The organism is Clostridium sp. Marseille-P7770, from assembly GCF_902143525.1.
Classification (GTDB): domain Bacteria; phylum Bacillota; class Clostridia; order Lachnospirales; family Lachnospiraceae; genus Pilosibacter.
Genome location: NZ_CABFVC010000004.1, coordinates 354425 through 378706 on the forward strand (window position 1 = coordinate 354425; position 24282 = coordinate 378706).

Annotated in this window: 15 protein-coding genes and 1 riboswitch; of the genes, 2 read left to right on the top strand and 13 right to left on the bottom strand. The window is 50.8% G+C overall.

Annotated features, from left to right (window positions below; translation table 11 throughout):
• Positions 1–128 precede the first annotated feature (128 nt).
• The 7 genes from FN001_RS18765 to FN001_RS11765 form a co-directional block, all read right to left on the bottom strand.
• Complete coding sequence (locus tag FN001_RS18765) at positions 129–1967, bottom strand: substrate-binding domain-containing protein (protein WP_142411935.1); 1839 nt, start codon at positions 1965–1967, stop codon at positions 129–131.
• 164 nt (positions 1968–2131) lie between these two features.
• Positions 2132–3148, bottom strand: coding sequence for an ABC transporter permease (locus FN001_RS11740; RefSeq protein ID WP_142411936.1), 1017 nt, complete (start codon positions 3146–3148; stop codon positions 2132–2134).
• A gap of 14 nt (positions 3149–3162) precedes the next feature.
• Positions 3163–4671: a sugar ABC transporter ATP-binding protein gene (locus FN001_RS11745; RefSeq protein ID WP_142411937.1), complete on the bottom strand. Its 1509-nt coding sequence runs from the start codon at positions 4669–4671 to the stop codon at positions 3163–3165.
• An 84-nt stretch (positions 4672–4755) separates the two neighbouring features.
• A complete protein-coding gene (locus FN001_RS11750) occupies positions 4756–5619 on the bottom strand; it encodes an ROK family protein (protein ID WP_142411938.1) in 864 nt (287 codons plus the stop codon).
• A 118-nt stretch (positions 5620–5737) separates the two neighbouring features.
• Positions 5738–7186: an ATP-binding cassette domain-containing protein gene (locus FN001_RS11755; protein WP_243122003.1), complete on the bottom strand. Its 1449-nt coding sequence runs from the start codon at positions 7184–7186 to the stop codon at positions 5738–5740.
• Entirely contained in the window at positions 7183–8262 is a 1080-nt protein-coding gene (locus tag FN001_RS11760; protein ID WP_486463514.1) for a sensor histidine kinase, read from the bottom strand. Before FN001_RS11760 ends, FN001_RS11755 begins: the two co-directional genes overlap by 4 nt.
• The gene (locus tag FN001_RS11765; protein WP_142411940.1) at positions 8259–9866 is read right to left on the bottom strand and encodes a response regulator; all 1608 of its coding nucleotides are present in this window, start codon (positions 9864–9866) and stop codon (positions 8259–8261) included. Before FN001_RS11765 ends, FN001_RS11760 begins: the two co-directional genes overlap by 4 nt.
• Positions 9867–10069: 203 nt before the next feature.
• Positions 10070–10148: riboswitch (ZMP/ZTP riboswitch) on the top strand.
• A 260-nt stretch (positions 10149–10408) separates the two neighbouring features.
• On the opposite strand from FN001_RS11765, the gene pflB reads away from it, so the two are divergent.
• A complete protein-coding gene (pflB, locus tag FN001_RS11770; protein ID WP_142411941.1) occupies positions 10409–12712 on the top strand; it encodes a formate C-acetyltransferase in 2304 nt (767 codons plus the stop codon).
• Between the two features lie 173 nt (positions 12713–12885).
• Positions 12886–13719 carry a radical SAM protein gene (locus tag FN001_RS11775; protein ID WP_142411942.1) on the top strand — a complete coding sequence of 278 codons (834 nt, stop codon included), beginning with the start codon at positions 12886–12888 and terminating at the stop codon, positions 13717–13719.
• A 67-nt stretch (positions 13720–13786) separates the two neighbouring features.
• Here the strand turns inward: FN001_RS11775 and FN001_RS11780 are convergent, their stop codons facing one another.
• The 6 genes from FN001_RS11780 to FN001_RS11810 all read right to left on the bottom strand — a co-directional run bounded on the left by FN001_RS11780 (position 13787) and on the right by FN001_RS11810 (position 24281).
• The gene (locus FN001_RS11780; RefSeq protein ID WP_118530214.1) at positions 13787–14203 is read right to left on the bottom strand and encodes a hypothetical protein; all 417 of its coding nucleotides are present in this window, start codon (positions 14201–14203) and stop codon (positions 13787–13789) included.
• The gene (locus tag FN001_RS11785; protein ID WP_142411943.1) at positions 14200–15078 is read right to left on the bottom strand and encodes a DUF3990 domain-containing protein; all 879 of its coding nucleotides are present in this window, start codon (positions 15076–15078) and stop codon (positions 14200–14202) included. The genes FN001_RS11780 and FN001_RS11785 overlap by 4 nt, the downstream gene beginning before the upstream one ends.
• Positions 15079–15359: 281 nt before the next feature.
• Positions 15360–19115: a transcription-repair coupling factor gene (mfd, locus tag FN001_RS11790; protein ID WP_243122004.1), complete on the bottom strand. Its 3756-nt coding sequence runs from the start codon at positions 19113–19115 to the stop codon at positions 15360–15362.
• Between the two features lie 115 nt (positions 19116–19230).
• Positions 19231–19806, bottom strand: coding sequence for an aminoacyl-tRNA hydrolase (pth, locus tag FN001_RS11800; protein ID WP_117470477.1), 576 nt, complete (start codon positions 19804–19806; stop codon positions 19231–19233).
• A 588-nt stretch (positions 19807–20394) separates the two neighbouring features.
• Entirely contained in the window at positions 20395–21306 is a 912-nt protein-coding gene (locus tag FN001_RS11805) for a DUF2156 domain-containing protein (RefSeq protein WP_142411944.1), read from the bottom strand.
• A complete protein-coding gene (locus FN001_RS11810) occupies positions 21303–24281 on the bottom strand; it encodes an MFS transporter (RefSeq protein WP_185911912.1) in 2979 nt (992 codons plus the stop codon). The genes FN001_RS11805 and FN001_RS11810 overlap by 4 nt, the downstream gene beginning before the upstream one ends.
• Between the last annotated feature and the right edge of the window lies 1 nt (position 24282).

Genomic DNA, 24282 nt, shown 5'->3' on the forward strand with positions numbered 1-24282 from the left:
TCCCTGATCCTGCATGTCCAGCAGCCGTTTTCTTTCCAACTGCCATTATTTTAATTCATTTTTTCAGTTAGTTCCAGTTTATTTTCACTGATCGTAACGGTTCAGTACCTTCACAGTTACCACTGATCTTAATTCTTCTTCAGAACAGATACGCCTGTATCGCTGACAGCGCCGCCGAGTTCTTCGCCCTCTAACGCTCTGACAGCTGCCTTTACGCCCTCTTTCCCCATAATATCCGGGTTCTGAGCCATCGTGCAGAGGAGATATCCGTCATTGATGAGGTTCATGATCGCATCGGATTTATCGAAGCCAACGCCTACGATATCTGTCTTTCCGGATGCCTTGATCGCATTACCAGTACCAGTCGTGGAACCTTCGTTGCAGCCGAAGATGCCGACAACGCCCTGTGTGATGTAGTTCTCAGCGATCGTCTGGGACTTCGCTGCATCACCTTCGCCGTACTGAGTTTCCATAAGCTCATAGCCCTTTCCTTCAAATGCGGAACGGAAGCCGGCTTCTCTCTTAACTGTGGAATCTGTTGCTGCGTTTACGTTTACGATACCGATCTTACCGGATGTGATGCCTGCTGCCTCGAGAGCCTTGATCATCTCATCGCCTGCTGTCTTACCGGCTGCCTCGTTGTCTGTGGAGAAGGTTGCCTCTGCCTCTACGTTTGCCGGAGAGTCAACATACACGATCTTCACGCCTGTGGAAGCTGCTTCCTTTAATGCGGAAGAGATCGCATCCGGGCCGTTTGCTGCTACGATGATCGCCTCATAGCCGCCTGCGACTGCGTTGTTCACACACTCGATCTGCTGCGCATCGTCCTTTGTGTTCGGGGACATGAAGCTTACGGTTACACCAAGTGCCTTTGCCTCTGCCTGAGCACCCTCATTTAAGGTTACCCAGTGCTGGTCGATGGAGTCCATGGTGATCAGCGCGATCTTCCAGTCCTTTGTTGCTGTCACGTCTGTTGTGCCTGCTGCATCTTCCGCATTGTCTGCTTTGATGACAGAAACGCCTGTGTCTGTTGTTAAGCCGCCGAGTGTCTCACCCTGAAGAGCTCTGACTGCTGCATCAACACCGTCTTTACCCATGAGATCCGGGTTCTGAGCCATTGTGCAGAGGAGATATCCATCGTTGATGAGGTTCATGATCGCATCGGATTTATCGAAACCGACTCCGATGATATCAGTCTTGCCGGATGCTTTGATCGCATTACCGGTACCGGTCGTGGAACCTTCGTTACAGCCGAAGATGCCGACAACGCCCTGTGTGATGTAGTTCTCAGCGATCGTCTGGGACTTCGCTGCATCGCCTTCGCCGTACTGGGTCTCCATGAGCTCAAAGCCTTTTCCTTCGAATGCCTTACGGAATCCGGCTTCTCTCTTGACTGTGGAGTCTGTTGCTGCGTTTACATTTACGATACCGATCTTACCGGATGTGATGCCGGACTCTTCAAGAGCTTTGAGCATCTCTTTACCGGCTGTCTCACCAGCTGCCTCGTTATCGGTAGAGAAGGTTGCCTCTGCCTCCACGTTTGCCGGAGAGTCAACATAAACGATCTTAACACCTGCGTCCTTCGCTTCCTTCAGGGCGGAAGAGATCGCATCCGGACCGTTTGCCGCTACGATGATCGCCTGGTAACCGCCTGCAACTGCGTTGTTCACGCACTCGATCTGCTGTGCATCGTCCTTTGTGTTCGGGGACATGAAACTTACGGTTACTCCAAGTTCCTTTGCAGCTTCCTGAGCGCCCTCATTTAAGGTTACCCAGTGCTGGTCGATGGAGTCCATCGTGATCAGCGCGATCTTCCAGTCGCCGACTTCCTTGGACGGAGCTCCTGTAGTCTCTGTGGCTTCCGCGCTGGCTGCTGCGGATTCTGCCGGTTTCTGGCTGGAACAGCCGGTGATGCTGGCTGCCGCAAGGGCTGCACAGCTTAACAGTGCGAACAATCTCTTTTTCATAAAAATCCTCCTTAAGATTTCTTATATGTAACTCCCGTATACCATGGGAGTTAGATATCCATGTAACGATACTTCCGGACCAGCATCCTGCTTATTCTCATGCAGGACCGCGGACCGACTGTTGCTGCAAAATGCCGCAGACACAAAACAGTTTTTTTTCTGTCTTATTTGGATGCTTTCTTTCCGAAGTTTCCGGAACGAACGACAACATCAAGAAGTACAGAGAATACAACGATGATACCGATGACAAGTCTCTGGATGCCGACCTGTGCACCGATCATGTTCAGACCATTCTCCAGTGTCTGCCATACAGCCGCACCGGCAAAGGTTCCGAGCAGAAGTCCTGTTCCGCCGAGCGGGGAGATACCGCCGATAACGCCGGCTGCAACGCCGTACATCTCGTACATGTTTCCTGCTTCCATGTTGCCCATACCGGCCTGTGCACAGAGGATGTAACCAACGACACATGCGCAGACAGCGCTGACCAGGTACGCTTTAATTGTTGTATTTACAACATTGACACCGGATAATTTCGCAGCGTCCACGTTGGAACCGATCGCGTAGATATGTCTTCCTGTGCGGGTCTTGGAAAGCAGGAAGAAGAAGATCAGAAAGATCACAAGCGCGATCCAGAAGGTGTTGTAAACACCGAGTGTCTTTCCATAGTAGAAGAAGTTCTGGAACTTATCGCCAGCCTCTTTTCCGATACCGGTCGCGATCGCGTCCGTGTTTCGGTTGTTGTTGACCATGTAGGCAACGCCTCGTGTCACAAACATGGTTCCGAGTGTCGCGATGAACGGCGGAAGCTTGAACTTTCCGACTAACATTCCGTTGATCACTCCGGTAACCAGGCAGCACGCCATCGCAACCGCCATCGCAACGAACGGATTGACGCCCATCGCCATCAGGGTTGCCGAGATCATGGCGCTCATTCCGACCATGGAACCGATCGAGAGATCAATATTTCCGGTGATCAGAAGATAGCTCTGTCCGACGCCGATCAGAAGGTACTTTGACATGGAACGCAGAAGGTTCATGACGTTCTGTCCGGCAAATACTTTACGGTCGATGAGACCGAATGCTACATAGATGATGATCAGTCCCGCGAATGCCGTGATGACCGCGCCCATTCCGCGTGTCCCCAGGATCCGCTTTACTGTACTGTGCTTCTTTTCATTCATTCCCCTGTCCTCCCTCAGCTAACCTGTTGTTTCTTCTCAAATTCGGTAGCGAACTTCAGAACCTCATTCTGGCTTGTCTCCTTCGCCATGACTTCGCCGGTGATCTTTCCGTCGCACATGACGATGACGCGGTCCGCGATCCCCAGGACTTCCGGCATCTCTGAGGAGACGAACATAACGGCAATGCCCTGTTTCTTTAACTGGTTCATCAGGTTGTAGATCTCAACCTTCGCGCCTACATCGATGCCTCGTGTCGGCTCATCGAAGATCACGACTCTGGAATTTCTCGCCAGCCACTTTCCAACAACCACCTTCTGCTGGTTTCCTCCGGAAAGATTGCCCGCGTTGACCTCCACCGTCGGGGTCTTGATCAGGAGGTCCTTCACCGCCTTCTCGCAGAGGTCGTCCTCCTTTTTACTGCTGATCACGCCGAGCTTGCTGCAGATGAGGTCCAGGTTCGGGAGTGCCAGGTTATGACGGATGCTGAGTTTCGTGCAGAGACCGTCTTTTTTCCGGTCCTCCGGCGCCAGTACGATCCCGGCTTTGATCGCGTCCATCGGACAGGTGATTTTCACTTCTTTTCCGTCCAGCCAGATCTCCCCGCTGGTCTTCGGGTCAACTCCGAAGATCGCTCTCGTTGTCTCGGTACGTCCCGCTCCCATCAGTCCCGCGAATCCGACGATCTCGCCCTCATAGAGGGAGAAATTGATGTCTCGGACGAGATGTCCGGCATTTAAGTTTTTCACCTCGAAGATCTTCTTTCCTTTCGGGCAGGAGACTCTCGGGAACTGTTCCTTGATCTCACGGCCGACCATATTCGCGATGATCTGATCCATCGTCATATCCGCGAAATTTCCGTCTGTGATATACTGACCGTCACGCATGATCGTCACCCGGTCCACGATGGCCTTCAGCTCCTCCAGACGGTGGGAAATATAGACGATTCCGCAACCGTCTGCCTTTAACTGGCGGATGATCCGGAAGAGCTCCTCGATCTCTTTCGCTGTCAGGGAAGAAGTCGGCTCATCCATGATCAGGATCTTCGCGTGGATCGAAAGTGCCTTCGCGATCTCGACCATCTGCTGTTTGGATACCGGAAGATCGCCGACGGTCTGTCTCGGGTCGATGTCGATCTTCAGATCGCCGAGGATCTTTGCCGCCTCTGCCTCCATCTCCCGGTCATTTAAGACGATCCCGTTGACCTTCTCTCTTCCGAGGAACATGTTTTCCGCAACCGATAAGTGGCGGCACATGTTTAACTCCTGGTGGATGATCGCAACGCCGACGGCCTGTGCCTGCTTCGGTGTCAGATTGTCATATTCCGTTCCGAATATGGTCATCGTTCCGCTGTCTTTTGTATAAACACCGCTTAAGATCTTCATCAGTGTAGATTTTCCTGCTCCGTTCTCCCCGAGAAGCGCCATGACCTCTCCCGACCGGAGTTCGAAATTTACATGATCCAGGGCTTTGACGCCCGGAAATGTCTTGACGATGTCTTTCATTGAAACAATTACTTCGCCCATCTTCTCCCCCGCTTTCCAGTTCTATTTTGATCCGGTCTCCCGGTTCATTTTTTATGTGTGCGAAAATGTGTCCTGCACATCTTTTTACTGATGCATGGCAACACAGAGTGCCGCGATATCTCCGATCGATTCCCCGAGTCCCGCCGGAACGATCCGGCAGATCTCTGCGCCAGATTTCAGTGCCTCTTTCCGGATCTTTTCTTCCATGGAAGCTCTCAGATACTTCTCCGCCCGGACGAAAATACTTCCGATGACGATCACCTCCGGATTTAAAAGGTCGATCAGGATCGCCAGCATGCTTCCAAGATGTTCTCCTGTCTGTGCCCAGATCTGCAACGTCTCCGGATCTCCTTCTTCCGCCCGTTTTCCCAGCTCCGCCGCGGTTCCTTTTCCGTACTGGGCGATCCCGCCGCCGCTCACATATCCTTCGTACGAGCCGGACTTTCCGTAGCCAACGTGTCCATCCTCAAAAAGCCGTACATGACCGATCTCCCCGGCCATCCCGCATGTTCCTTCGTAAAGCTTTCCGTTTAAGATCAGCCCCGCGCCGATCCCGGTCCCGAAGGTAAGAAAGATCATGTTCTCCGCGCCTTTTCCGGCTCCGAACTGCCATTCCGCCACGGCACAGGCATCCGCATCATTTCTTAAATATGCCGGAAGTCCGAACCGCTCCGTCAGCATATCCGTGATCGGAACTTCGTCCCATCCCGGAAGATTCGGAGGTCCCAGGATCATGCCCGTCCTGCTGTTTAACGGCCCGCCGCAGCTGACGCCGATTGCTTTCGTCTGATCTGTTTTCAGATCCGCAACGCTCTGAAAGATCATTTCCAGAGTTTCTTCCTTCGTTGTCGTCGCGAATCGCTTCTTTTCAAGGATCGTTCCGTTCTCGTCTCCACGAACGATGGCTGTTTTCGTCCCGCCGATATCGATTCCTATGTACTCGTTCATATAGACCTCCCCTATTAGTTCCATTTTACATGAAAAATGTCCCCCATAACAGAGGACAATCCTACGGTTATGGGGGACAATATTTTGATGTATACAACAGGACGGGGCAGCTCCAATCCTACCTCACAATTCTCTTAAACTCACTCTTCTCATATACTGCCGCCACCTTCCCCTGCTCCACGACGAGCAGGCGGTCCGAGATATCAAGCGTATCGGAGATACTCGCGGTGATCATGAGTATCGCCGTCCCCTGTTTCTGGATCTGGCGCAGCACATTTAAGATCCTCATCCGGCAGAACATGTCGCCCTTTGCGAGCGGCTGGATGCAGACCATGATCCGTGGGCGCAGAAGATTCATCTTATGATAGAGCAGGGCAAACTGGTCTTCCTGCGGAATGTCGCGCACACAGGGCGCATCGATCACCGGTCCCACGAGCGGCAGATATTCTGAATGGATACTCCTGTAGATTTTCCGCGGGATCAGGCTTTTTCTGAGTTTCCGGTCCAGGAGAAATGTCAGGTTCTCCATGTAGCTCTCATCCAGAAACAGCAGCCGGTTCACCCCGTCCGCCGGGATCACGGCGATCCCCTCATCGAGATAATCCGCCGCTTTTTTCTGTGTGTAGGTCACATGGTCCACCGTGATCCATCCTGATCTACACCGCTTTTTTCCGGTCATCAGATCCATCATGTCCCCTGCGATCTTATTTTCCTTGTCGAGGATCGTCATACACTCACCGCGGTGCAGGATGAAGCGAAGACCATTTAAATTTCCGACTCCCACGGTGTGAAAGTGCAGGATCCCGTCATCCTCGGCATCCTGATCATTTTCCGTGGACATGATCTTCCATTCTGAGATGTACGGTGCCATCTTTTCGTCCGTCATCTCATCCCGCTCAAAGACCTTGTAGATGTGACCGTCCGAAAAAAGTGCGGTCCGGTCCGCGATCTTAAAGAGCTCCTGGTGGTGGTTTCCCACATAGAGCACGGAGATCCCCTCTTTCCGGATCTTTTTTAACATCTGCTGGAACTCGAAGAGCTCATACTGGCTCAGATAGTTCGCCGGGTTGTCCACGATAATGAGATGACAGCCCGAAAGCAGCGCCTTTCCGAGCTCCACAAAGCATCTCTCAAGCTCTGTCAGGTTCTCCACTCTCTTTTCCAGGTCCACTTTCAGCCCTTTTTCCTCAAAAAAGCGGACCGCCTGGCTGAAGATCACCTGCTCATTGATAAAATATTTCCGGAAACCTTCCCGCAGGATAAAAAGGTTGTCCACAACGCTTAAGCCCTGCACGAGATGGCTCTTCTGTTCGATGAGCGCCACCTTATTGGACGCCCCGCTGCTGTAGGCGTAGCTATTTACAACGTTTCCGTCATACCACACGGATCCCAGGCTGATCGGATCGTTCCGGCAGATCAGATCCACCATCTCTTTCTGGCCTTTCCGGTTCCGCGCCACCAGGCCAACGATCTCCCCGGCAAACATCTGGAATTCCAGATCATCCAGGAGCAGCTCTCCGTCCCGTTCAAGATCGACATGCGATATCCGAAGAAGTTCTTTTCTCATCGCCATCCTCCCTGACGATCCTCGTCGCGCACCAGCGGAAGCTCCACTATGACATCAGTTCCGATCCCCTCTTTGCTGTAGACATGGATTCCGTACTCCTCGCCGAAGAGGAGCTTGATCCGCCTGTTCACGTTCACCACCGCGATCCCGCCGCGGGCCGGCTTCTTCTCCTCCTCTTTTTCCGGGACATCTGTCTCCACATCAAGACGGCGCAGTTTTTCATTCAGTTCCTTCAGTTTTTCGTCCGTCATTCCGCGCCCATCATCGGAAATCCTGATGTAGAGCCGTTCCTCACTCGCACTGATCCGGATCACAAGATGACCTTTTCCGATCTTTCGCTCGATCCCGTGGTAGATGGAATTTTCCACGATCGGCTGCAGTGTCAGCTTCGGAAGTTTGCACTGCAGAAAATCCATCTCCGTGAAATCGTCGTCCGGATCCCGGTCATACTGGATCTTCAGGTCCAGTTTAGAACCGAATCGGAACTGTTGAATATAGTAATAATTCTCGATATTGGCAAGTTCGTCCTCCAGCGTCACGAGATTTTCCAGGTTTGAGATCGTGTAGCGGAAGAAGGTCGCCAGCGCCTCCGTCATCTCCGCGATACTGTCCAGCCCCGCGATCAGCGCCTCACTCCGGATCCCCTCCAGCGTGTTGTAGAGGAAATGGGGATTGATCTGGTTCTGAAGCGCCAGATACTCCGCCTGTTTCTTCGAGATCGCGATCAGGTTGTTCCGGTCGATGATCTCGTTCAGGCGCAGGACTGCCTGCTCACTCTCCGTTGAAAACGGATAGCGGACCTTAAAAAGGTCCTCCATGACATAGCCCATGACAAACTGCTCATAGATCTTCCGAGTCTCCCGGTATGGGATCAGCACCGTCCGGTAAACGATCACCGCCAGAGCAGCGGAAAGTGCCGTAAATACAGCCGGGATCATCAGGGACTGCATTTCCCGGATGCACACCACCCACATTCTCACTAGGAATGCCCCGATCAGCCCGGCTGCGAGAAGTGCGCACCATTTGATACGGACGGACAGGTAATTTTTCTCATCGGTATGTTTCTTCTCCATCATGAGTACAGCTTTCTGTATTCCTTGGGCTTTAAGCCCGCATATTTTGTAAAGGTCTTCGTGAAATACCGCACATCACTGTAGCCGACCTTCCCGCAGATATCAGCCACCGTGTCATTTGTCTCCTTTAAGAGCTTTTTTGCCATGTCCATGCGGACCTTCGAGAGGTATTCTAGAAACGTCATCCCCGTATCCTTTTTAAAGATCGTGCTGAGGTACGTCGGGGAGAGATCCACAACCTGACTGAGTTCTTCCAGGGTCAGCGGCTCTCCAAAATGCTCTTCCACATACTTTTTCACCACGCGGATCGGGCGGTTTTCATCCTGCCGCTTTAACCTTGCTGCCTTCTCGTAGGAAGTCGTGATCCGTCTCGTCAGATAATCGAAAAGCTCCGCCGCATCTGCACAGTTGTCGGCACTGACGCTGAAGTTCTCCATAAAGTTCTCTTCCACCGGAAGGCGGTACTTTTTCATAAAAAACAGGTACTGGTTGCAGATCTCCTTCGTCATCTGAAGGATCTCATGACCGCTGATCTCCTTCTCCGCCAGCATTTTCGTCTTCAGATAGATCAGTTCTTCCCGCACTGCAAAGGAATCCAGACTCTCCAGCGTATGTGCGATCCGGTCATTAAACTTTGCGAAGATCTCACTGTCCGCGAAGGACTCCCCGCTTTCGATCTTTCCTTCCATCAGCTTTCCCGTTCCTGCGAGCAGCCGCTCCTCGATGAGGAGTCTGGCATTTTTTAAGGAACTGCCGATCTCCGGGAGACTTCCCACGCCCTCGCCGAGCGCCAGCGTCACCGACAGGTTCTTTAAAATGTCCCCCTGGACCCGGATCTCCGAGAGCAGGGCTTTCATCTGTCTCCGGATCTGCATCCGGTCCTCTGCGTCATAGTTCAGCAGAAAGAAATGGAATCCGTTGAGCTCCGTATTTTCTGTCTCCATGACATAGTCTTTTAAAAATCTTTCCGCCGCAGACTGGACTTTCTCTGCCATAAACTGGACATTCTGCTCCTCGTCGCAGACACGCCCATCCAGTTTTAAGATGGCGATGCAGAATTCCCCCGGCTCAAAACGATAGTGAAATTCCCGGTTGATCTCCAAAAGCGGCTGCGACAGGGTCTCCTTATTTCTTCTCCCCACAAGATCCTGTAAAAAGGCCTGTCTCAGGTTCTTCTCATCGCTTCTGATCGCCAGTCTGGTCTTCTCCTCCTGGCTCAGCTGTTCCGTCTGCGCCCGGAAACGGGTGCTGAGGCGCTTTAATGTCTCCGTCAGCTCGTCCTTTTTTATCGGCTTTAAGAGATACGCATTCACCCCGTACCGGATCGCCATCTGCGCATACTCAAAATGGCGGTAGCCGCTGATGATCACAAACTCCGCATTCGGAGCTTCCTCTTTTCCGAGCCGGATCAGGTCCAGCCCATCATATCCCGGCATCCGGATGTCCGTGATCACGATATCCGGATGAACTTCCTTTATCTTTTCCAGCGCATCGATCCCGTTCTCCGCGACCGCTCCGACCTCCATATCAAGAGCATCCCAGTCCACCAGCTTTTCGATCAGCTGGCAGACCTTGCTCTCATCATCCGCGATCAGTACCTTTAACATCCTCGTTCCCCCCTGTTTCCCCCAAAGTCATATTAAGGTTATTGTACCCCGCCGGGCATGATTCCGTCAACCGGTATGGAGCGACGCTCTTCACGCTTTTTTGCTGACATCTGCCAAAAAGGACCGGCATTCTCTCCCCCATATCTGGTCCGACCATTCTTTTCCACTTGACACACACTACAACATCTGGTATATATATGTCATACCGATCATATGACTGACGGATAAGTGGTGAACCACGTGAAGTATGATCGAAGAAAGCCGACCGTCTGGGCAATCATAGCGCAGACTGTGGGTTATTTTTTTACGCTTTTTCAGTCTATTGGCGTCTCTCACGCCGCGCTGTGATTCTGTAACAGCTGAGATCTCCCTAAAGAGAAAATTTCCCATATGGTAGATTTTGATAATGGTTCTCATTTAAAGTATTGTTTTTTCCTGTCACGATCTGTTATAATGGCGAAGCATTTCTTCACAACCGAAGATTTCAGAATGATCCCTTTTTTAACAATATGTAATCGTAATGGAAACAAGGAGGAACCACCATGTCTGAACAGAATACCAGAAACGGAAACGCTGATGTTTTCAAAAAAGCCTGGAGAGGATTCCAGGGTGCAAAATGGACCGATGAGGTCAATGTCCGCGAATTTATCCAGAATAACTATACCCAGTATGACGGAAATGAGGATTTCCTCGCCGCTCCGACCGAGGCGACCGACAAACTCTGGGGGCGTCTTCAGGAACTCCAGAAAGAGGAGCGCAAAAAAGGCGGCGTTTTAGAGTGTGAGACTGAGATCGTGTCCAGCCTGACTTCCTACGGCCCGGGCTATATCGATGAGAGCTTAAAGGATCTTGAGACCATCGTCGGTCTCCAGACTGACAAGCCGTTAAAGCGCGCATTCATGCCTTACGGCGGGATCAAGATGGCGGAGGAAGCCGCTGAGACTTACGGATATAAAGTAAACGAGAAGTTCCACAAGATCTTCACCGAATACCATAAGACACACAACCAGGCTGTCTTTGATGCCTACACTCCAGAGATGAAAGCTGCCCGCCACTGCCATATCGTGACCGGTCTTCCGGACACCTACGGCCGCGGAAGAATTGTCGGTGACTACCGCCGTGTGGCTCTCTATGGAATCGATTTCCTGATCGAGGAGAAGAAAAAAGACCTGGATCTCTGCGGAAACGGTGCGATGTACGATGAGATCATCCGCCAGAGAGAAGAGATCGCAGAGCAGATCCGCGCGTTAAAGGGCATGAAGGAGATGGCAAAGATCTACGGCTACGATATCTCCGGCCCGGCGACAAACGCAAAAGAGGCGATCCAGTGGCTGTACTTCGGCTACCTCGCAGCAGTCAAGACCCAGAATGGCGCTGCGATGAGCGTTGGACGTATCTCCACCTTTATTGATATTTATGTAAACCGTGATCTGGAAGAGGGAACTCTCACTGAGTCCCAGGCACAGGAACTGATCGACCATATGACCATGAAATTCCGTATGGTGAAGTTCGCGAGAATTCCGTCCTACAACCAGCTCTTCTCCGGTGACCCGGTTTGGGCGACTCTCGAGGTTGCAGGTCTCGGACAGGACGGACGCCACATGGTCACAAAGACCGACTACCGTTTCCTCCATACTTTAGAGAACATGGGACCGTCCCCGGAGCCGAACCTGACCGTGCTCTACTCTTCCCGCCTTCCGGAAAACTTCAAGAAGTACGCAGCGAAGATCTCCGTTGACACTTCTTCCATCCAGTACGAGAACGATGACGTGATGCGTCCGGTATGGGGCGACGACTACAGCATCTGCTGCTGCGTATCCGCTACCCAGACAGGTAAGGAGATGCAGTTCTTCGGTGCCCGCGCAAACCTTGCAAAGTGCCTGCTCTACGCGATCAACGGCGGTAAGGACGAGAAGTACATGACAAAAGACAGCAAACCGATGCAGGTTGGTCCGGAGTATGCACCGATCACTTCCGAGTATCTCGACTACGACGAGGTCATGCACAAATATGATCTCATGATGGACTGGCTTGCAGGAATCTATGTGAATATCCTGAACCTGATCCAGTACATGCACGATAAATATTACTACGAGGCAGCCGAGATGGCTCTCATCGACACCGACGTGCGCCGCACCTTCGCGACCGGTATCGCAGGTTTCTCCCATGTGGTGGATTCCCTCTCCGCGATCAAGTACGCAAAAGTCAAGGTTGTCCGCGACGAGAACAGCATGGCGTCCAGCTTCATCACAGAGGGTGACTTCCCACGCTACGGAAACGACGATGACCGCGCCGACGATATCGCAGTTTGGCTGTTAAAGACTTTCTTAAAGAAAGTGAAAAAGTACCACACCTACCGGAACTCCGAGGCGACAACTTCCATCCTTACGATCACTTCTAACGTGGTTTACGGTAAGGCAACTGGCGCTCTTCCGGACGGACGTGCAGCGTTCACTCCGTTTGCCCCGGGCGCTACCCCGTCCTACGGTGCAGAGCAGAGCGGACTCCTCGCTTCCTTAAACTCTGTCGCAAAGCTTCCGTATGAGTACGCACTCGACGGAATCTCCAACACCGAGACGATCGCTCCTGGTGCACTCGGACACTCCGAGGACGAGAGAAAGAACAACCTCGTTCATGTTCTCGACGGATATTTTGACCAGGGCGCTCATCACCTCAACGTGAATGTCTTCGGTCTTGATAAGTTAAAAGACGCGATGGAACATCCGGAGAAACCGGAGTATGCAAACTTCACGATCCGCGTTTCCGGTTATGCTGTTAAATTTATTGATCTGACAAGAGAGCAGCAGCTGGATGTCATTGCGAGAACCTGCCACGAGGCAATGTAAATTTATCCATTTAAAAATCAGCCGGGAATGTTGTTTGTTCCCGGCTGAGTCTAAATTATGAAGGTTTTTTCTGGCTTGGCATTAGGGTTTTAATGTTTGCACTTTTGCACCGCACTGCTCATTTTATCTTTATTTTTATCCCCGGCAGATTCCGGGAGAAGGGAAACTTTTATATGGAAACAACAGGCTACATTCACTCCATCGACAGTTTTGGTTCCGTAGACGGACCTGGCGTCCGCTTTGTGACTTTTCTTCAGGGCTGCCATATGCGGTGCCGGTACTGTCATAATCCGGATACATGGAAACTGGCAGGGAATCCTGCTGCGGCCTGTCCGCAGACCTCAGAAGCTGCCCATGGGAACAATTCAGCTGCGTCAGAAACCCGCCCTGACTCCGTCTCTTCCGGCTGCAATTACAAAGAGATCACCCCGTCCGTCCTTTTAAAGCAGGCGCTCCGATACAAGCGCTACTGGGGCAAAGAGGGCGGCATCACGGTCAGCGGCGGTGAACCGCTCTTGCAGCTGGATTTCATGACGGAGCTTTTCCGCCTGGCAAAAGAAAACGGCGTCGGCACGGTGCTTGACACCGCGGGACAGCCGTTTACAAGAACAGAGCCATTTTTTTCAAAGCTTTCCGCACTCATGGAGCATACGGATCTCGTGATGCTCGACTTAAAGCATATCTACCCAGAAAAGCACCGTGCTCTCACCGGCCACACAAACGAGAATATCCTGGATTTTGCCAGATACTTAAACGAGATCGGCAAACCCATGTGGATCCGCCACGTCCTCGTCCCCGGCGTGACCGACGATGATGAGAATCTTTACGGCATCCGCGCATTTCTGGACACACTGTCCAATGTGAAAAAAGTGGAAGTTCTTCCGTACCACACACTCGGGATCTACAAATGGGAGTCACTCGGCATTCCGTATACCTTGAAAGATGTGGATCCACCGACGGCAGAATCGGTGAAGCGGGCGGAAGAGATTTTGGGGTGTCAGAAATAAGTTTTGCTAATAAAACACGTCCTGTCTAAAGTTGATTTTATCCGACTTAAACCAGTACGTGTTTCTTTTATCTTTTCTGATTATAAATTTCCTTCAGATTCTCGATCGCAAGAACTGGATCCATCGTATGAAACATCATGTAATTTCGTTTCATAACTTCGACCGGCGCTTGTTTATATATCTTTCTACTGTCCTCACCGCTGTAATAATGCCAATAACGGTAAATATAACCGATCCAATACAGAACATCTTTTGAATATACTTCTCCGCCAACTAAACTCTCTGTCTTGGAATTTCCGATGACCTCATCTAAAAGATACTCTTCTCCTGCCCATTGCATACGATTATACTCAGAATCCAATGCTTTTGCCGTCTCAGAATTCATAAACAATTTAATAAATTCCATACTACTGTAATTATGATCAGCTGACAGTTCAAAAAGTCTTCCCTGTATGTCACAGAGTTTTAAAGCTATCTCATTCATTGTTTTCCTCCGGCTTTGGCGTTATCCAGGATTTCATCAAAAAATAGTCCCTCACGGCGATAATTCTTACAGATATCGTTTGCAAGAGAAACTCCCCGTGCACGATTTTCCTCTGCAACCTCCTTAATAAATGCTCTCTCCAAATAGGAAAGCTCTATTTCCGCTTCAATATGGATTGCATCACATCCTCTTTGTGACACCGCAACGTACTGACTTCCCAATTGCAATGCAGAAAGACTGTGCACCAATGCTGCATCTGTGATATTTCCAATAAAGAAATTATCAATCACATAAAACATCCTGTCATTTGCAATGCTTCCAATAAGCAGATCTTTTCCGGCTGCCATATTTCGATACTTGTTATAAAATTCAGTATCCTTTATGCTCTCCATTCTTCCCCTGTTATATGCTACAAGCATTGCCCACTCAATATCTGCTGGTACATTCAGCAATTTAAGCTCATTCACATCGACAGAAACGATATAAAATTTTGATTTTTCATAGTCACAAATCAGTGTCAACGCCTGACCTGGATCTGTTCCCATATAAAAGCCTCTGCCAAAATCACACTGTTTCCGGCTCTTCGGCTCAATAACTCCTTCTATGCCGGATTTCGATCCATGATAAAGCAGCACCTTTCCGTGAACAGCTTCTATTTTTTTTGCCGCTTCCGCAATTTTCTCCAACGTCATATCATAAACCGGAACTGCCCGTGCCTTACACAGCTCATGCAATCTCATCTGCGCCAGTTTATTAGGAACAGCCCGGCCGTTTTCCCAGCGGTTCACGGTTGCAAAAGACACATTCATATGCTCTGCGAACTCGGTCTGACTCATGTTCAAATAAAACCTGATTTTTTTAATCAAATTTCTCATGTCGCTTCTCCAAAATATAACATTATTTATAATGTAAAATATATCAGATGTTATGTTTCGTGTCAATGTATCTACCAGAATCCACTTCATACCATGCTGTCAATATGTTGTCGTTTATTCTTTGCATCTTTTTTACTTCTCTAGAAACACCTCTTTTCAATAACACTTATCATAATGTTCACTTACATTTATATTATACACCAACCAGTCCAGCAACATGAAGAGCATTTACCTATAAAAATAGCGCATTATATTTAATGCGCTATTTTTACCATATGCTTTTATTTTCTGCTCTCTGCCAGCTCCCCAAGCTTCCCAAGAATCTCCTTCGCCTTCTCGATCATCGGCTCGCAGTTCTTGTTCTTCTTTCCTTTTTCCTGGTAGAACAGGACCGGTTTCTCGCCGCCCTGGGCGAAGCGGAGCGCGGTCTTGTACTCTGCGATCAGCGCCGGGATCTTTGTGACATCGAGTTTCGCTTTCGGGTAGAGCTCGATCCTGATCTCCTGGGTGTTGATGTCCACCTCGGTCACGTAGGCGCGGTGCGCCATCGCCTTTAACTCCGCAACCCGGAGCAGATTGTCCACGGATTTCGGGATATCGCCGAACCGGTCGATCAGCTCATCCTGCATATCCATGTACTCGTCATCCGTCTCGATGGCGGAAATTCTCTTATAAACATCCAGTTTCAGATACTCATTCTTGATATATCCATCCGGAATAAACGCGTCGATATCGCAGTCCACGACCGTCTCAAACGTCTCCTCTTCCTCCTGTCCGCCCTTCAGAGCGATGACTGCCTCATTGAGCATCTTGCAGTAAAGGTCATATCCGACCGCCTCCATGTGTCCGTGCTGCTCCGCACCGAGGATGTTTCCCGCACCGCGGATCTCAAGGTCCCGCATCGCGATCTTGATGCCGGAGCCGAGCTCCGTGAACTCGCGGATCGCCTGGAGACGTTTTTCCGCGTCCTCCTTCAGCATCTTGTCGCGCTTGTACATGAGGAACGCGTAGGATGTCCGGTTCGAACGCCCGATCCGACCGCGGATCTGGTAAAGCTGGGAGAGGCCCAGCCGGTCCGCATCCTGAATGATCATCGTGTTCGCATTCGGAATATCGAGTCCCGTCTCGATGATCGTCGTGGAGACGAGCACATCGATGTCACCGTTGATGAAATCCAGCATGATCTTCTCGAGCTGGTGCTCATTCATCTGACCATGTGCGAATGCCACATTTGCCTCCGGAACAAGCGACGCCACATGGTTTGCCACCTCGTCGATGTTGCTGACGCGATTGTATACATAGTACACCTGACCGCCGCGACCGAGCTCCCTGTGGATCGCCTCGCGGATCATCTCGTCGTTGTACTCCATGACGTACGTCTGGATCGGCACACGGTCCACCGGCGGCTCCTCGAGAACACTCATATCGCGGATCCCGATGAGACTCATGTGCAGCGTTCTCGGGATCGGCGTCGCCGTCAGAGTCAGAACATCCACGTTCTGCTTCATCTGCTTGATTTTCTCCTTGTGTGTCACGCCGAACCGCTGCTCCTCATCGACGATCAGAAGTCCCAGACTCTTGAACTGCACATCCTTGGAAAGCACCCGGTGCGTGCCGACCACGATGTCCACATATCCTTTTTTCAGACCTTCGATCGTCTTTTTCATCTCTCCGGGCGTCCGGAACCGCGACATCATGTCCACGCGGACCGGGAAATCCTTCATTCTCTGGACGAACGTATTGTAGATCTGCTGCGCCAGGATCGTTGTCGGGACCAGGTACACGACCTGTTTTCCTTCCTGCACCGCCTTGAACGCCGCGCGGAGTGCGATCTCCGTCTTTCCGTATCCCACATCTCCGCAGATCAGGCGGTCCATGATCTTCTTGCTCTCCATGTCCCGCTTCGTATCGTCGATGGCAGTGAGCTGATCGTCCGTCTCATCGTACGGGAACATCTCCTCGAATTCCTTCTGCCAGACCGTATCTGGTCCATACTGGAATCCCTCCGCATCCTGTCTCGCCGCATAGAGCTGCACGAGCTCCTTCGCGATCTCGCGGACTGCCGTGCGGACCTTCGTCTTCGTCTTCGTCCACTCGGTCCCGCCGAGCTTGTTTAACTTCGGGACCTTTGCGTCCGCGCCCGCATACTTCTGGATCCCCTCCAGGCGGGTTGCCGGGAGATAAAGATTTCCACCGTCCCCGTACTCGACCTTGATGTAGTCTTTGATGACATGGTCCCGCTCGATCTTCTCGATTCCCTTATAGATGCCGAGACCATGACTCTCATGCACCACGTAGTCGCCGACAGAGAGTTCGGAGAAGCTGCTGATCTTCTTTCCTTCGTAATTATATTTTTTTCGCTTTTTCTTCCGCTTTTCCACGCCGAACATGTCGCCCTCAGTGATGACGACGAACTTGATCAGCGGGTACTCAAACCCCTTATGGAGTTTTCCGTAGGTGACCAGAATCTCCCCGGGTGCCACCGGGCGCCCCGCATCCTCCGGGCAGAAGGCGCGGAGGTCATACTCCCTTAAATCTCCTGCGAGGCGGCTCGCTCTGGTCCTTGACGCGGAGAGGAGGACAACGCGGTATCCGTCCTTCTTCCATCTCGTCAGGTCCTTGATCAGGATCTCGAAGCTGTTCTGGTAGGAATTTAAGTTCTTTCCGGTCAGGCTGTACTTCGCCTTCGGAGTCATGCCGGGGAGTCTCTGGTCGAGTCCGGTCATGAAGATCGTGTGCGGCGTGTGCGCGTCCGCCAGGATCGTTTTCGAAGAAAACAGGAGGTCCGCCTGCCCCGGCAGGATATAGCCCTGTTCCAGGCGGTGGGACATGCTCTCCCGGAATTCCGTCTCGACGGTCTCCGCTTTTTCCTTCATCCGCTGGGGCTCATCTAAAATTAATGCCAGGCCAGATGCCTGTTTCTTTTCGGCTGTTTTTCCGGCCGCCCTTGCCGTTTTCTTTCCTGATGTCTTCGTCCCAGCTGTCCCAGTATCACTCTGATCTACGTTCCCGCCTGATTCTACTGTCTTCTTTCCTGCCTCTTCAGCTTCAGTTTCAATAACTCCCACTTCCGCCTGTTTTCCTGTTTCTGTCGCAGAAGACATCAAAGTGACCTTAGCGCCGACTTCTTTCATATAGTCAAGAAATGAAACCGTATCTTTACAGAAATACCTGATATACGCATCCAGCGTCTGGACATCAAAGCCCTCTTTTAAGGATTCCACAAGCTCCCCGACAGCCCGCCTGATCCGCGTCGCCTCCTCCGGCTTTTTCTGGTCGCGGAAGGTCTTTTCCTGCTTCTTTCCCTCCGCTTCCAGGCGCAGGATCCCGTCCTCGATATGTTCCTTCGTGAGGATCAGTTCTGCTGCCGGATAGATCGTGACCTCGTCCATCTGCTGGATCGACCGCTGGCTCTCGGCATCAAAGGAGCGGATGGAATCCACCTCATCTCCCCAGAGCTCGATCCGGACCGGGACCTCCTCCGTGAGCGGAAAGACATCGAGAATTCCGCCGCGGACAGAAAACTGTCCCATTCCATCGACCTGTCCCATCCGCTCATAGCCCATGTTCGTGAGCTGTGTCTTGATCTCCTCGATATCGAGCGTCTGTCCCGCCATGATGTTCAGACAACTCTCCCTGATCATGGAGAGCGGAAGAAGGTGATCCATCAGACCGTCCACGGTTGTCACGACAACGCCGCCTTCATCCTCCAAAAGGTGTTTAAACACCTGCATCCGCTGTCTTGTCAGGAGATTTCCGTGGATATCAGAGCTGTAAAACAGAAGGTCTCTCGCCGGGTACAGCCAGGTATTCGGCTCAAAATAGCTGAAATCATCGAAGATCTCCTTCGCACGGGTATCGTCATAGGTCACAACGAGCCGCCACGGATTGTCCTTTGAGAGTTCATACATGACATGAACTTTCTGGGAATCCGTCACGCCGCTGACCTGGATCGGACCTTTTCCTTTATCCATATCCTGTTTCATATCGGTATACTCCGCCAGCTCCGCGAGCGGATTTGCAAAAACTTCAGCCATGGTTCCTCCTGTTTTTATTCGTTTCCTGTCCGATCATATTTCTGATTCTATTCCAGTTAGTGTGCATAGGCATTCTCCGCACGCACACTGCGGCAAAATTTTGCCAATGCTTCTTTTATTTTTCTTCTTTCTTCCGGTTATGATCATTCATCGCCTGCGCGATCCCGACATTCACGATCTCGCAGACTGCGTCGGCCGCTTCCTTCACGGCGTCATCCATCGTCGCCTGCTCTTCCTTTGAGAAGTGTCCGAGCACATAATCTGCAAGATCCATTCTCGCCGGTTTCTCACCGACTCCGACCTTCACGCGCGGGAATTCCTGGGTTCCGAGATGTGCGATGATGCTCTTGATTCCGTTGTGACCGCCGGCACTTCCCTTTGCGCGGATCCTTAACTGACCCGGAGCCAGACTGATATCATCGTACACGATCAGGATATCTTCCGGATCCACCTTATAATAATCGGCCGCCGCGCGGATACTCTCCCCACTGGAGTTCATATACGTCTGCGGTTTCATGAGGATCACTTTCTCCCCGCCGATCACGCCTTTTCCGCAGAGCGCCTTGTGCTTCTTCTCAGAGATGTCCGCCCCGATCTTCTCCGCCAGAGCATCCATCACCATAAAACCTGCATTGTGTCTTGTATTTTCATATTCCTTTCCCGGGTTTCCGAGACCTGCAATTATTAACATTTTTATCTCCTTTTTTTCTCCGCTCTCCGCGGCAGTAAGTTTTTATCGCTGTTCGTAACTGTTCCATATCTTCGCAGTTACCATTCTTTCATTCGTTTCTTTCTGCAACGCACTTAAGGGGGATTTTTCAGTCCCCCGGTTTTTCCATTTTATCAGCTTTACCTTGTCTGCGCAAGGCTGAACTTGGCCACATTATAAAAAGATCCTGCTGCCACACATGAGCAGGATTTCGGCCCCTTTTATTTGCCGGGAAGTTTCACAAGAACTCGCCGGTAAGTAAAAACTGCCGCCACCAGACACGATCCCGGATGAGATCTCTCTGATCTCCCGGAACGTCTCTGCTGACGGCAGTTTTTATGTGATATACTCACCTTTTCATACTCCGGCAGGTACCCCCTAAGTACCGTCCGTACATTTCCCCGGATCATGCTTTCGCATTATCTCCAGCATCCATTCGGTTGTACGGAATTTCATACTCCATAGCTTACCATATTCCTTCATATAATGCAATCAATTCCATTAAATACAGGGCTTTATGTGTCATATGTATGCTTTTTCTGAATTTGTCTGTATATTTTTTAACAATCTTTAATTTCTCTCCCGCTCCAGGATCGTATATTTCTTCTCCATCCGTACCGGATGCATACTCTCTTTCGTCCGTCTCAGATTTTCCAGTCCCATATCATCTTCCCGGTTCACCAGTCCTGTCTCCGGATATGAATGGAGCAAAAACTCTTTTTCCAGATAATTGTACAGACCGCGAAGCTCAGTATCTGCCTTTTCCACATGTGTCACCGTCATATCGGTCTCCTTACACTCCGTTCCCATGGAAAATGCCTCCAGGATCCCGTTCACACGCACACCGGCAATCGTGATCTCCGCTTCCCTGCAGAATCGGATTGCTTCCCGTATCCCGGTCTCCTCACTGTCCAACCGGTTCAGAGCATCATCACTTTCCTTTTTCGATGACCAGCGATCCAGAAACTGTAAAATCTCCGGTTCATCTTCCGGTCCAAGAAGAACAAACTCTGCCCGGTCTCCATAGTCTCTCTGGAATCTGGAGATCCTGTTTTTCATTTTTGAATATTTCCTTCCGGGAAGAAGACGCATCTCCTCCCCGGAATAAATATAATCAAAGCTGTCCCTGTCCTCCACAACCTCATACTGAGCCGGATCCGGATCGATCGCCGCCAGCGCTTCCTCATCCACAAGGTACATATGCATCCTGACACCTGTCTCCGTAAAATGCTCCTGCAGTCTCAGAAAATTTTCCCGCATATGTTCAATTCTGCAGACCGGGACCATGGTTGCCAGCGCATCATAATCGATCTTCTGCAGCCATAAGATTCCTTTATCATCTGCAAAATACTTTGTTTCATAGTACGGACGCCAGAGCAGGTGATATGCCAGATGCGATTCCGCGCAGCCTGTCGGCCGCAGAGAAAAATATGGTTTCAGCCGGATCAGTGCCTCACCGGTGAGTGTCTCAAATTTCATCATGACCCGGACACCTCCCCGGAACCAACCTTCTCTCCAAAGAGCAGGAAGATCACCGCTGCTGCCAGGATCACACCTCCGGCGATCGTAAGCCCCATCGCTACTCCGTTTACATAGATCACGCCAAAGATGAAGGACCCGAACACCTGGGACATGTTTTCAAACAGGCTGTAAACTCCCATCGCCCTGTCGTATCCGTAGTTTTGTACTTCTTTCATATCGGTATAATATGTGGACTGGGCCGGAAGTCCATAACTGTCCGATGCGCCGAGAAGAACAAGAAGGACCATCAAGGTCGGAATTCCCGGCCAGACCGCATAGAGCAGGAATGCACCGGCATAGAGAACTGCGGCAAGTGCCAGGGATCCTTTCTGTCCGATTCTTCGGATCAGCTGCTTTGTGAGGAAGCCGCCAAGACAGATAATGCAGACACCGTTGATCAGGTAAGAATATCCGATATTGGTCTCTGTCATTCCAAGTTCCTCTCCGAGAAGCGGATACAGATAGGAAAGGAAATATCCGCCTGCAACCACCGGGATCACGATACCGATGAAATACAGAAGCACATGCGGCGACATGAGGAACTTTACCGTGGACATGCTGCCCTGGATCTGTTTCTCTGAAGCTGTCTCTTTTTCCATGACTTCGGAATTTCCGACGCTCTCACAGCCATCAAAAATATACAACACGCTGAAGAAAAGTGAGAGAAAACTCAGAACTCCGACGATCATCAATGCCGACCGGTAGGTCATCCAGTTGATCAGAAAAGCGCCGAATACAACGCCACAGTTTACACCACTTAAGGAAGCCGCCGTGTACCCGGTAAATCCCTCGCTCTTTTCCTGTGGATCTTTCTCCGCGATCATGACCTGGATGATCAGAAGCAGGAAGCCCCATCCGGCTCCCATCACGCCGTTTCCGATGATAAAGGAAGTGATTGTCGGAACTACTGCACGCATGCAGAGTCCCACAACAAATAATATACTTCCGATAATCGCAGTCTTTCTTCTTCCGATACCTCTGAGGACGGCGGAACCGCCGAAGGAGGTCAGCGCACCGAATAATACCTCTGCGGACAGTGCAATGGAAACAAGCATTGCCGGGGATAATCCGAACACTGACTCCGTCTCCGCCTGTTTCATGATATAGATCGGAAGGAACGCCTTCGGAATGTTCGTGATGAAGAAGATCAGAAACACCTGGATCCTCAGCATTGCGACCGGAATACAGGTTTTATCTCCGCCTGCAGCAACAGCCGCTCTTCTCTTTTCCTGTCCGCGTCCAAAGATCAGAAGTTCTGATACAATAAGGATCATCGTGATCGCTAATACCGCGGCACTCGTCATAATTTCCAGGACCATTCTCCAGTTATCCTGCTGGAAATTATAAAGATCTGTTCCGACCTCCATGATCCCCACTGCCTCACCGGCAGAGTTTAAGATCGGAGAGTTTGTAAAGATAAAGCTTCCTTCACTGCTGGAAAGTCCCATGTATGTCATCTGCTCATGGGTCTCCAGAATGTGCTGCTCATCTGATCCCTCAAACGACCAGTCATACGGATAGATGGCTCCGACATAATCTTCGATCGAATAGGTGGACGTGATCATTCCATCCTGGATCCGGTAGATCACACAGTATAGATCATTGATCTGCATTTCACCCGAGGCAAAGATTGCCCGGGCAACCGACCGGATCGCCTGATAATCCTCGCCTTCATAGTCCTGGATCGAATGGATGTTTTCAAGTTTATCTCCCGGGATCAGCTGGGCCGCAAGACCTGAAACGCTGGTCGTTCTTCCGGTAATTTCCTCCGTCATACGAGTCGTCCAGTCCTTTAAGACGATCATCGTGAACAGTGCCGTGAGGATTGCCGTTCCTGCCAGCATTCCCGCAACAATATGTACGAACTGGTCTTTGCTCCTGAAAACCTGACAGATTCCATAGAACAGAAGGACCACCGCTGCAAGAACACAGAGTATCGCTCCCGCCCATACAGCGGCAGACCGCATCATTAAGGAATTTGTGAGTGAAAATTCTGTCAGATATTCTGCCTCTTCCCCCGATTTTACAGAGATCACTCCATAAGTGTCTGTGGTTGCCAGCCGGTCTTCAATATCAAAATTATAGTAGATCGGGCTGTCTTTCAGTTCTTCCTCACTCAGTTCCTCCGGATCCACACTTCCGTTCATGTTCATCACGAGAGAGGCTGTCGTCTCGTTTTCTGCAAGATAGATCCCTCTTGTGCCAATATCCGCGAAATATAATTTTCCATCTGCCGAGTAATCGATATACCATGGGATCTGAAATGTGTCCACATCCGCCGCGTACATTTTCCGGAATGAACCGTCCGCCTGTTCCTCGTAGATCTCTCCACGTTTCGTCAGATACGCACAGAACCCGGTTGACGGATTGACAGCAAAGTCCACAAGATACTGTTCGGCCTCCTCATACGGAAAATGGCGCAGTTCCCCATTTTCACTCATGATGGAAAATCCGTCTCCGATAAACTGGAACCAGACAATTTCCCCGTTTAATTCATCGATCCGGTTGATCGTGTTTTTGTATACACGTTCATCCTCATCATACTGGATATCTGCTACGACCTGGACCATTTTCCCGTTCCGGTCATACTTTAGGATTCTCTCCTGCTCCATTTTCCGGCTTCCGGCGCGCCGCACATCCAGAAGATAGATGCTGCCATCTGTCCCCGCATACATCTGTTTCGCGTCAAAAAAGCCATTCTGGCTCCTTGTTCCTTCCAGAATAAACTCGACCTGACGGTCCTTGTTGACCCGGTACAGTCTTTTTCCGGATTGGTCCGCCACAAAGAGCGAATCGTCCCCACCATTGATCACACGGTATACGGTATCTGCCGTCACCGGCTGAAACGGGTTGATCTCCAGCAGATCTCGGTTCCACCACACTGTAACCATCAGAACCAGGAAAAGCAGGATCCCGACCTTCCATCTTTTTTTCATA